Annotated in this window: 8 protein-coding genes and 1 pseudogene; 3 read left to right on the forward strand and 6 right to left on the reverse strand. The window is 56.5% G+C overall.

The window, feature by feature from the left end; all coding sequences use genetic code 11:
• Together K789_RS26130 and K789_RS22650 are read left to right on the forward strand one after the other, a co-directional pair.
• The coding region (locus K789_RS26130) for an excalibur calcium-binding domain-containing protein (protein ID WP_024366341.1) at nt 1-972 on the forward strand (972 nt) is incomplete at its 5' end.
• 172 nt (nt 973-1,144) lie between these two features.
• Complete coding sequence (locus tag K789_RS22650) at nt 1,145-1,555, forward strand: transposase (RefSeq protein ID WP_024366342.1); 411 nt, start codon at nt 1,145-1,147, stop codon at nt 1,553-1,555.
• Between the two features lie 298 nt (nt 1,556-1,853).
• Here K789_RS22650 and K789_RS0108250 read toward each other — a convergent pair whose 3' ends face one another.
• From K789_RS0108250 to K789_RS25065, 5 genes are all read right to left on the reverse strand, one after another.
• Nucleotides 1,854-3,113, reverse strand: a complete 1,260-nt coding sequence (locus tag K789_RS0108250) for a nucleotide sugar dehydrogenase (RefSeq protein ID WP_024366343.1) — start codon at nt 3,111-3,113, stop codon at nt 1,854-1,856.
• Between the two features lie 46 nt (nt 3,114-3,159).
• Nucleotides 3,160-3,807, reverse strand: a complete 648-nt coding sequence (locus tag K789_RS25060) for a hypothetical protein (RefSeq protein ID WP_128081583.1) — start codon at nt 3,805-3,807, stop codon at nt 3,160-3,162.
• On the reverse strand, nt 3,804-5,933 hold the full coding sequence (locus tag K789_RS23980) for a glycosyltransferase (protein ID WP_051180962.1): 2,130 nt from the start codon (nt 5,931-5,933) through the stop codon (nt 3,804-3,806). Before K789_RS23980 ends, K789_RS25060 begins: the two co-directional genes overlap by 4 nt.
• Nucleotides 5,930-6,355, reverse strand: coding sequence for a hypothetical protein (locus tag K789_RS22660; protein WP_035739438.1), 426 nt, complete (start codon nt 6,353-6,355; stop codon nt 5,930-5,932). The genes K789_RS23980 and K789_RS22660 overlap by 4 nt, the downstream gene beginning before the upstream one ends.
• Nucleotides 6,356-6,590: 235 nt before the next feature.
• On the reverse strand, nt 6,591-8,258 hold the full coding sequence (locus tag K789_RS25065; protein WP_128081584.1) for a hypothetical protein: 1,668 nt from the start codon (nt 8,256-8,258) through the stop codon (nt 6,591-6,593).
• 182 nt (nt 8,259-8,440) lie between these two features.
• On the opposite strand from K789_RS25065, the pseudogene K789_RS0108260 reads away from it, so the two are divergent.
• Nucleotides 8,441-8,719: pseudogene (locus K789_RS0108260) on the forward strand (IS3 family transposase); the annotation flags it as partial.
• Nucleotides 8,720-8,739: 20 nt separating this feature from the next.
• Here the strand turns inward: K789_RS0108260 and K789_RS0108265 are convergent.
• Nucleotides 8,740-9,789 carry an IS110 family transposase gene (locus K789_RS0108265; protein WP_024366346.1) on the reverse strand — a complete coding sequence of 350 codons (1,050 nt, stop codon included), beginning with the start codon at nt 9,787-9,789 and terminating at the stop codon, nt 8,740-8,742.
• Nucleotides 9,790-9,960 lie beyond the last annotated feature (171 nt).

A 9,960-nucleotide genomic window follows, 5' to 3' on the forward strand; every position in this document is an offset into this window, starting at 1 on the left:
TCGCTGGCCGGGGCCGCTCCGCGGATCACCGGAACGGCCAAGATTGGTTACACCTTGACCGCCACCCCCGGCGCGTGGTCACCGGCACCAGTCACCCTCCGCTACCAGTGGTACCGTGCCGGCGTAGCCATTAGCGGCGCCAACGCAATCACCTACAAGCCCACCAGTGCCGACGCAGGGGCCACCCTTACGGTCCGAGTCATCGCATCGAAAACCGGCTACACCACGGTCGGCAAAACCTCCGCTGCGACAGCGGCCGTGACCAATGAATCGCTGGCCGGGGCCGCTCCGCGGATCACCGGAACGGCCAAGATTGGTTACACCTTGACCGCCACCCCCGGCGCGTGGTCACCGGCACCAGTCACCCTCCGCTACCAGTGGTACCGTGCCGGCGTAGCCATTAGCGGCGCCAACGCAATCACCTACAAGCCCACCAGTGCCGACGCAGGGGCCACCCTTACGGTCCGAGTCATCGCATCGAAAACCGGCTACACCACGGTCGGCAAAACCTCCGCCGCGACAGCGGCCGTGACCAAAGGTTCTCTGGCCGGGGCCGCTCCGGGGATCACGGGCGTGTTCGAGGTCGGGTATATGCTGACCGCGGGCACCTCCCCTTGGTCGCCGTCACCGGTCACCCTGAGGTACCAGTGGTACCGGTCTAAGGTAGCCATCCTTGGGGCCACGGATGCGACCCATATGCTCACGGCTGCCGACGCTGGTGCCTCCATCACTGTGAAAGTCATTGCGTCCAGGACCGGGTTCACTACCGCCGCAGCGACTTCGGCGGCAACTGTTAGGATCGCCGATAGGTATGTGTCTCCGGCACCCGCACCGTACGACCCCCCTTCCGCCGTTGCCTACTACGCAAATTGCGATGCAGTCCGGGCTGCCGGGGCGGCGCCTCTGTATTACGATCAGCCAGGCTACCGGTACGCGCTGGACCGCGATCAGGACGGCATCGCTTGCGAATAGAACGCGATGCAGCGTTCACCAATTTACCAGGCCGTCGGTAGTCATGTCTTGGTCGATCATTTCCATCTGGTCTCCCTCGGCAACCAGGCCATGACCGAGGCCAGACAGAACCTGTCCCAGCAGGTCAAAGGACGCCGCGGCCGGAGGGGGCGACAAGGCATTGGCCCACCGGATGCTGCTCCTGCGGGCCGGCGACACGCTCTCCGAGAAGGCAGCCCACGGGCTCGCTGAGGTCTTCGCCGCCGACGACCCGACCGGCAAACTCCAAGCCGTGTGGAAGGTCAAGGAACAGCTCAGGGCGCTGCTGTGCACCGACTCCCTGGCTGACGCGGCCGTGGCGAAAGAGGAACCCAAAAGCCTGGTTGAAGCAGCCGGACGGCCCGAGACGAATAAGCTCTACCGCACGGTCTGCCGGTGGTGGAACGAGATCGAAGTTCTCATCGTCACCGGCGCCACCACCGGCAAGGTCGAGGCAAACAACACCGGCATCAAGCACATCAAACGCACCGCCCGCTGCTACCGGAACGCAGGCAATTACAAATCGGTTATTCTCATGAGAAGTGCCGTCCGGACGGCGGCATGACACTCATCCCGGCATCCATTTCCCCACGAACCTCGAAGAGCCTTCAACCCCGGAAATTTGATCGTGAGGAGTCCGCCGAAGTCCCGGTTTGCAGTTGCTGTAACCCTGTAGCGCCGAACACTACCCGAAGGGTTATCATCAACTACTGCTGCTGCTCTGAAATCCGGAATCTCATCATCGAATCCAGCTTCCGGCGTGCAGTCCAAGTCCCCCTACATATCCGATGGCGATTCCCACATTCAGCACCCGGCCGCCACCCGAACATCATCCACGGCTCAGCGCTCCCGAGAAAGTATAACTAGAGGCGATGAGCAGAGGAATCCCGAGAAGCCCCTCGTGTATCGAATAGTCGCTTGCTGATGATGGACAAGGCACCGACGTCATAGATTTGATGCTGCTGCAGCAGCACAACGACATCCGCTGAGCTTGCTGCCTCGGAAATGTCTATCTCCGAGACAAGTCGTTTATCTGAGAATCCCCATTCGGGGACATAAGGGTCATTGTAACTAACTACGGCTCCCGCTCTATCCAATATCTCAGCTATGTCAGTCGCCGGCGATTCCCGCTGATCGGCAATATTTGCTTTATATGTAACACCCAAAAGAAGAACCTTCGAGCCCCGGAGGGCAATGGCGTCAACGTTGAGAAGATCTTGAATTCTACGGACTATATAGCCGGGCATTGAATTATTAATCTCCTCGGCCAGTTCCACAAAACGGAACGGGTATCCGAGCTTCTTGCGGACCTCAAAACTTAGGTAATTTGGATCAATCGGGATGCAGTGCCCGCCGACGCCCGGCCCTGGGTAAAATGCCTGGAAACCGAACGGTTTGGTCTTGGCAGCGTCGATTACTTCCCAGAGGTCGATATCAAGCTCGTGACAAAATTTCGACATTTCGTTTACCAAGGCAATATTTATGTGGCGGTAGGTGTTCTCCAGAAGCTTGGCCGTCTCAGCCTCCTTCGCCCCTTTCACTTCCACTACAGAATCCACAAAGCGACCGTAGAAATCCGCGGCTCGCCTCGTTGATTCCTTAGTGACCCCACCAACTACTTTCGGCGTGTTCTTGAGGCCATAAGTCTCGTTGCCGGGGTCGATCCGCTCCGGCGAAAACGCCAGGTAGAAATCCTCGCCCACACGCTTTCCCGATGCTTCGAGCAAGGGCAGAACTAGATCATCCGTTGTGCCCGGATACGTGGTCGACTCAAGTACAACCAGTGCGCCCGGTCGAAGTCGGGTGGCAATCGAACGTACGGCCGATTCGACTGCGCTCAAATCCGGCGCCCCGGAGTCCCCGAGCGGGGTCGGCACACAAATGACGATGGTCTCGGCCTCAGCCAGTACTTCCAAGTCTCCAGTCGCGACATATCCCCTTGAAAGCATATTCTGAACGTCCGAGTTGGAGACATCGCCAATGTGGGAATGTCCGGCGTTCAATTGCGCCACTGTCTGAGTGTTGAGTTCCAATCCAGCAACGGATAGCCCATTGAGGACAGCATGTTGTGAGACTGGAAGCCCCACATACCCCTGCCCTATAACTACCAGGTCCCAAGACATAACATTCCTCCAATAAAGTATTTAGAGCACATGGCCCTATCGAAACTTATTCGGTATATCTAAGAATAAGTCCAGCGGCTTGTAATAAGGCTGCAGCCCGACGCGACGTCACAGTTCGAGGGTCATTGAACGGTAAGCGAATAGTGCCAATATCGAAGTCCTCGCATAGTAGAACTGCTGCTGAAATGTAAGGAAAAGCACTTGTAAATTCATCAGCGTCGGCATTTATGGACGAAGCATTGGTTGGAACCGTCAAGATGTCATCATAGAAATTATGCGAAAAACTGTCGCTTACAGACGGCAAATTGAGTTCTATCACGCGCTCGGCATCGAAGCCATCCCACGAACGATTAATTTTGTACTTTCCCCCAGGATTGATTCCAAAAGTGTTCGTCCCGGTCGGAATAATGCAAGCCTTGAAATCTATGCCGGAAATAAAAATAGTGGTTGGTTTCATGAATTCGCTGATGGCACTAGCCATCTCCGGGTGAACTTCATATGGAAAACTAACTTCACCACTGACGAAACGGTGGAATGCCAGCACGAAGGCCGCTGCAAGTCTATCGGGTGAAACGGTACGTGGAACTATGTCTGTTGACAGCACCGCTGGCACCGGAGAGCCATCGTAGTCCCCCGGGGTTGCGGTGAGGGCACATGATCCAGTCGGCGACTCGCGTTCCCAAGTGAACTTCACTTCGTGATTCCTTCCAGAACTTTCCAATGTTCAGCTGATCCCGGGACAACATCGATTTGATGGAATTCGACGGCTAGAGTCTTGTCCTTTTCCATAGCCAGCAATAGCAAGCCGGCTTCAAAATCTTCTGAAAGGGCGCGAACCTGCACAGAAATACACGCGCCGCGCTCTTCGATGGTCTTGTGGACAAGCAGCGGGGCATCTACAGGAACCAAGTCGGTTCCGGTGGAGGTGATAACCATATGCAGTGCCGCGTCCGAGGCAGCCACAGCACTTCTAACCAAATCATCAAAGGGCTTCGACGCGCTTGGCGCGTCTACTGCCGTTTCGGCAGTGTACCTACTGGAGATGACCTCAAAGTCTATGCCCGCGATCCTCAGTTCTGCCATGTCGCTCCAGGAAGCAGACTTCAAAATGGCTGAACTCCGGTTGGCCTCAGGAGACATGTGGTCTACGACTCTAGTCACTTTGAGCCGGTCCGAACCGCACATCCCAATTGGCAGTAGATGTTCCTGGTCTGCGTCAAATGCTACGTCACGAACCACGAGGTGATCCGGCAGGTATGGCTTCACAACGGCGGCCGCGTCCTGCAGAGCCAACTTGGCATGGTCCGGAAGGTTGCGCAGTTCTTTTCGAAGCGCATTTTGTCGGCCAGCCGGAATCGTAGAAAGCACCGAAGCCAGAGTCATCTTTGCGGAGGATTTTTGACGGCTACTATCTACTGAAGTCACTTGCTTGTCATGAATTCTTCGGACGAGATGAAACCTATCTGTGTGGTTCAGGGAAACGCCATGGCGTCCTAGTCGAATTGCCAAATTAAAATCGGAACCACTCCGAAGTTTCTCATCGTAGCCTAAGAGACGGATAAGTCGCGTTTCCAACATAAGGGTGGCATGTGCAAATATCCGACCGTTGTAAAGAATATTCGCATAAGAGAATGCTTTGCCGGGGTTAGAAGCCACTAGTCCGCCGTCGGAATTCATAAAATCGATCCAACCACCGTATGTTCCAGAATCGCCTCCCCGCAGCGCCCTGAAGTGATTTTCAATTCTATCGGGAAACATCAAATCATCGTCATCGTGGATAACCGTGAATTTACCTTGGCTTATGGACGCTGCAAAGTTACGAGAAGCGGCGATGCCACCAGGTTGCCTCTTGTAGAAACGCACCCTTGGATCATTAAATTCCTGCATCACATCTGATGTCTCGTCTTCAGAGCCATCGTCCACAACGATGATCTCAATGTCACGAACAGTTTGGGCCAGAACCGAATTGACGCTGTCGCGGATATACTCAGCACGGTTCTTAGTAGTGATCACCACGGATGCCAGTAGCTTCGCGTCAGAGGGACGATGCGTCCATTGCGTCACGTTGCGGATGTACGACTGATCGTTTAGAACGATGTCACGATTGAAGGCGATGGCGGCCGCGCCTTCCGGCGACTTATCCGTCTCCGCCCGCGTAGACGGGTGCCACATGTGGTACATACGGACATCAGGATGTTCAATCCAGCTGAGGCGTCGACCCGACCAGCGAATTCGCTGAGCAAAGTCCATGTCTTCGCCGCCATAGATCTCCATACGCTCGTCGAACCCGCGGATATCCAGGAACGCATCTCTGCTAACCGCCATCATGCCGCCCATGCCCCAACGGGGCCTGAACGTGCAGGACGATTCAAATGCCGGCCAATCCAAGCCGGACGCGACTACGCCTTCGTGACCGTACGCAGATGGAAGATCCCGGCACTGAAGAACCAGCGCCTCATTCGGATCATCTAGAACCCGACGGCCAACGATTTCCATTGAGCGCGGGCTGAACAGCATGTCTGCGTCCGTGGAAACAAGGACACTTCCCGACGAAACGGCAAACCCAGCGTTCAGCGCCCTAGACCGCGACCAGATCCCGTCGGTATGGGTGTACACATACCTTGCACCTAGCTCTTCGACCTTTTCTTTTACCCCAGGACAATCCTTGGAGCCATAGTCGGACACCACTACTTCTCCGCGAAGTTCACCGAATGAGTCAACCAAGGAAGAGACTGACAGTAGAAGACGTTCTATACCCCAGTCCTTGAAGCCGATTACCACGGAGACATCAATCGGACTGGTCTCGTGTCCACTGTTCATTGCTGATCTGGCTCCTGCGCTGCGTCTGTCTGACTTATCTTGGTTACTGTGTATTTCGTTTCGCTCGACTGGGATCCAGCGGAGATCGTGTAGAACAGCGGTCCGAACTGGGAGGAGTCTAAAGGGCGATCAGTAAACGCAGCTTCATATCGGATTTCAATCCCTTGGAATCGTCGGGAGGCTGCGATTGGTCCCATTTTAATGAGTCCCCCTTCCGGAGTTGCCGAAACATAAACGTATGATTCACCCAGCCGTTCCGAAACGGGGAGTTTGCATTCCTCTTTCTTCAGCGGTTCGTTGTCTTTATCCACGAGGCGGACCGTGAAGAGGCCGTCCTTGTCTCGAACCGCCCCACCAAGATTCTTCACGGCTGCGTGAACGATGTCGGTCGGCTCGTCAAGCCAAATTGTGTATATAGCCATGCTTCATTCCCTTGCCCATGCGTATTTTACGGTCCTTCTCTGGTGATGCTGCCTCTGAAAGAGCGGAGTCGTACCCGCATGCAGCCGTACCTAGCGCCATGGGCACTCTACCAGTGCGGACAGCGGAGGCTGCTCGGCCAAGAACCCCTGGGACTTCGACGCCGCGCGGATTCATGGCAGCGAAACTCGTGCGCCGCTCCTCTTGGAGCCGACTCTTTTGTGTCATGCCGACGTTCTAAATGGTTGACATGTTGGTGGACCACTCAACGTGCTGTTTACCTGCATCCACGACAAGCATGAAGCGCTCGCTGCTGGTGTGGACCCGTCCATTTCTCACGAACGACACATAGCCGTCGTATCGCCCGTCAAGTAGGGGACCCAACGCAAGACCGCTATTTGAAGGTGTTGCGAAATTCGACCAAGCATGTTCATCGGCGTCGAGGATCGTGGGCCGCTTCGTGTGGCGCCGGACTCTGCTTGCGGCCAACTTGTAGCTAGTCGTCGTCGAACCGTTGGATAGGGTCAGAGCAAAGTCTCCTTCATTCCAGCGCCGCATTTCCTCCCGTGGAACAGCGAATGAACCTGAAATGAAGAGTTTCGAATCTAGAATCTCCAGGGTTGAGTATTCAAAGACGCCGTCTGCAGGCACGCATCCGTCTAGCGACGTCTTCCTCAGCCGTGTCCCTTCGGGACCTGCATCTAACTGATACAAATATCCGGAAGAGAAGCCAGTCACGCGTGTTGTTTTGGCCATGAGGGAGGCGTCGCGATGGCCTGAACGAGCGGCAAAGGAAGCAATTAGGTCGAACTCTCCGCTCGGGAGTTCCTCCAAAGAAAGTCCCAGATCGTCAGGCGTCCCTAATCCTGCCCAAGAGTAATCACAATAATAGTCGTTGTATAGTTTTGAGTTTAGTGATTTGTCTTTAAGCGACTCGAGACCAAATTCGTGCCTCTCGACGCCTCGCAAAGCTAACAACATGGGTTGTTCAGTTGGCGGCTCGGGCGCACCTTCACTGAGAACTGCGCCGTATGCCCTGAATTTCAAGACACTGGCCCGCAGTTGAATCCAGTGGAATCCGGCAATGGCAACGGCTGCTTGTTTGCCCACCTGGGCGTGCGTGGAAGACCTCTCCCGATCTCGTTTTCCGTTTCCGTTTCGGACCACACCAAAACGCGGCGCGAGACCCTCGCACAACGCATAAAGGGTACTCAGAATGAACGGGATATTGTAAGGCGTGACTTCAGGATGACAGGTAACAAGAGTTGAATCTGAAATCAAGATATTGAAATTTCTAAACTTCGCCAAAGCATTCAGCCACGGCTTGATTTGCATTTCAAATTCCGGGTCAGCTTCAGAAGTAATGATGTAAATATTCTTCGCGTGCGACCGAGGTGCCGCAATGAGGGCAGGAATATAGTCATCGAGCGCAGATTCTGCCTTGTCGGCATCTGTACCGGCCATGAACGCAAAAGTTTCTTTCAGCTTCTGCCGTGTGTAGGTCCCAATTTTTGTCTGGGGAACCGAAGCAACAATATTTCTATAATCGTATTTAAGGCCCAAATGTAGGGCGGCCGACCCCCCTTTGGAACCGCCGAGGAGCGTGCAGTCCGCTGCATCCAGTTCAAGCATCTGCAAGGTGGCGTCTATCAATGCTGCTACTGCCTTTTCGATCTTAAAGTCAAGACCAGCACAAAGATAGTAAGCATTGTTATCTTCGAAGGAATCCTTGATCCAAAGGATTGCACCCTTTACATTATCGAGAGCACTGCCGTCGAATCCAAAGAAGTCATGCTTTCCTGCCTGAACCCCGGCGAACACCACAACTAAGTGCTTACGATCCTGCTTAGCATGCCGTAGCTTATATCGCACACTGACTCCGCCGTACTCGAAAACCTCGCCCATTGGCGGTTGCCGCTCCCTCGTTAGCTGTCCCGCTCGCCGCTAGTCGACGGTTCCGGAGGTAAAAGGCTACCTCATGGGTCGGAGCCATGACGGCGGAAGCTTCCCTTGGTATACCGGGGACTGCCCCCGGTTTTGTTGACTCCTTGATCTAGCGAGCTGGTGCTCGTGGAAGGAAGTTGACCATGCCCACGGCTTATGGGGCGGAGTTCCGCCAGGATGTTACTGATGTGGCCCGCAAGGGCGAGGCGCCGCTGGCGCAGATTGCGAAGGATTTCTGGCTTTCGGTCACGACGCTGAAGCGCTGGATCGCCATCGCCGAGCGCAAGGAAACCGGCGCCGGCCCGGCAGCGGCCGAGTCGGCCGAGATGCGGGAGCTGAAGAAGCGTAACCGCTTGTTGGAGCAGGAGAATGAGATTCTGCGCCGGGCGGCTGCTTATCTGGCGAGGGACATCAACCCAAAATGACTCTTCTATGGGTTCTGTCAAGCCATGATGGTCTGCAGCTGGCGGAAGATGGAGCGGCAGGCGTAGCGTTTGAGGTTCCGGCGGATCTCGCGGTTTGATTTTCCGGTGGCGCGGCTGCGTGTCACGTAGTCCTTGGTGTCGGGGTCGAAGCTCATGCGGGTGCGGACGATGACGTCGAAGGCGCGGTTGAGCTGGCGGTCTCCGGATCGGTTGAGCCGGTGCCGGGTCGTGTTGCCGGAGGAGGCAGGGCGCGGGGCGACGCCGCCGAGTGCGGCGAAGGCAGCCTCTGAGCGGATGCGGCCGTGGTGGGAGTAGGCGCAGATGATGATCGCCGCTGTCACGGGCCCGACCCCGGGGACGAATTGAAGCCCCGGCGCCAATTCTTCGGTGAGTTGCGCCAATTCCTTGTGGTTTTCGCCGAGCCGGCGGGTGAGGTCTCGGACGGCCAGGGCCAGTCGTTTGGCCTCGGCGCGGGCGATTCGGATCACGGGGTCGGTGCTGTTTGAGGTCCGCCAGGCTGCGATGGCGGTGATCTGTGCGTCCCGCAGGGATGCCCGAGCGTCGATTCCGAGATCTGTACCGCGGAGCAGCGCCGTGAGGGCATTGCGGTTCGCAGTGCGTTGGTGATCCAGCAGGGACCGGGAGGCAAGCAGAATCCTGATCACGGCCCTGGACCCTGCATCGCGCGGCTCCATCACCTGACCGCTCGGCCGGCCCATGACGGAACGTGCTGCAGCTTCGGCATCGATCGGGTCCGATTTGCCGGTGAGTGCCCGTGATGAGCGGGTGGGTGGCCTGACCTCGCCGACCTCGATGTCAGCGGCAAGCAAGGCCTGGGTGAGCCGGGCACCGTAGGAGGACGTGCCCTCGACGGCCGCGAAGACCCTCTCCCCGCCTGTGCGCCGCCGGATCCAGGTAATCGCACGGTCCATCCCCGGGGAGGTGGCCGGGAACGCCGCGGTGTCGACCACTGCACCGGTTGCGGAGTGAACGGCTGTGAATGTGTGGGTGCGGGCGTGGGTGTCGACTCCGACGACGAACTCGAATTCTTCTGCAATGATCGCCATAGTGTGCTCTCCTCTTCTCATGAACCGGACAGGTGGCAGGAGCCTGCCTGGGTTCTCATGAACCGGACAGGTGGCAGGAGCCTGCCTGGGTCGCTTCGGAGACGCATCTGTAACGGGTCACACCAGAGGTGGACAGTCTTCTGATCAGGTCATCCGCGGCGGGCAGACCGG

The organism is Arthrobacter sp. TB 26 (genome assembly GCF_000427315.1).
Lineage (GTDB): Bacteria > Actinomycetota > Actinomycetes > Actinomycetales > Micrococcaceae > Arthrobacter.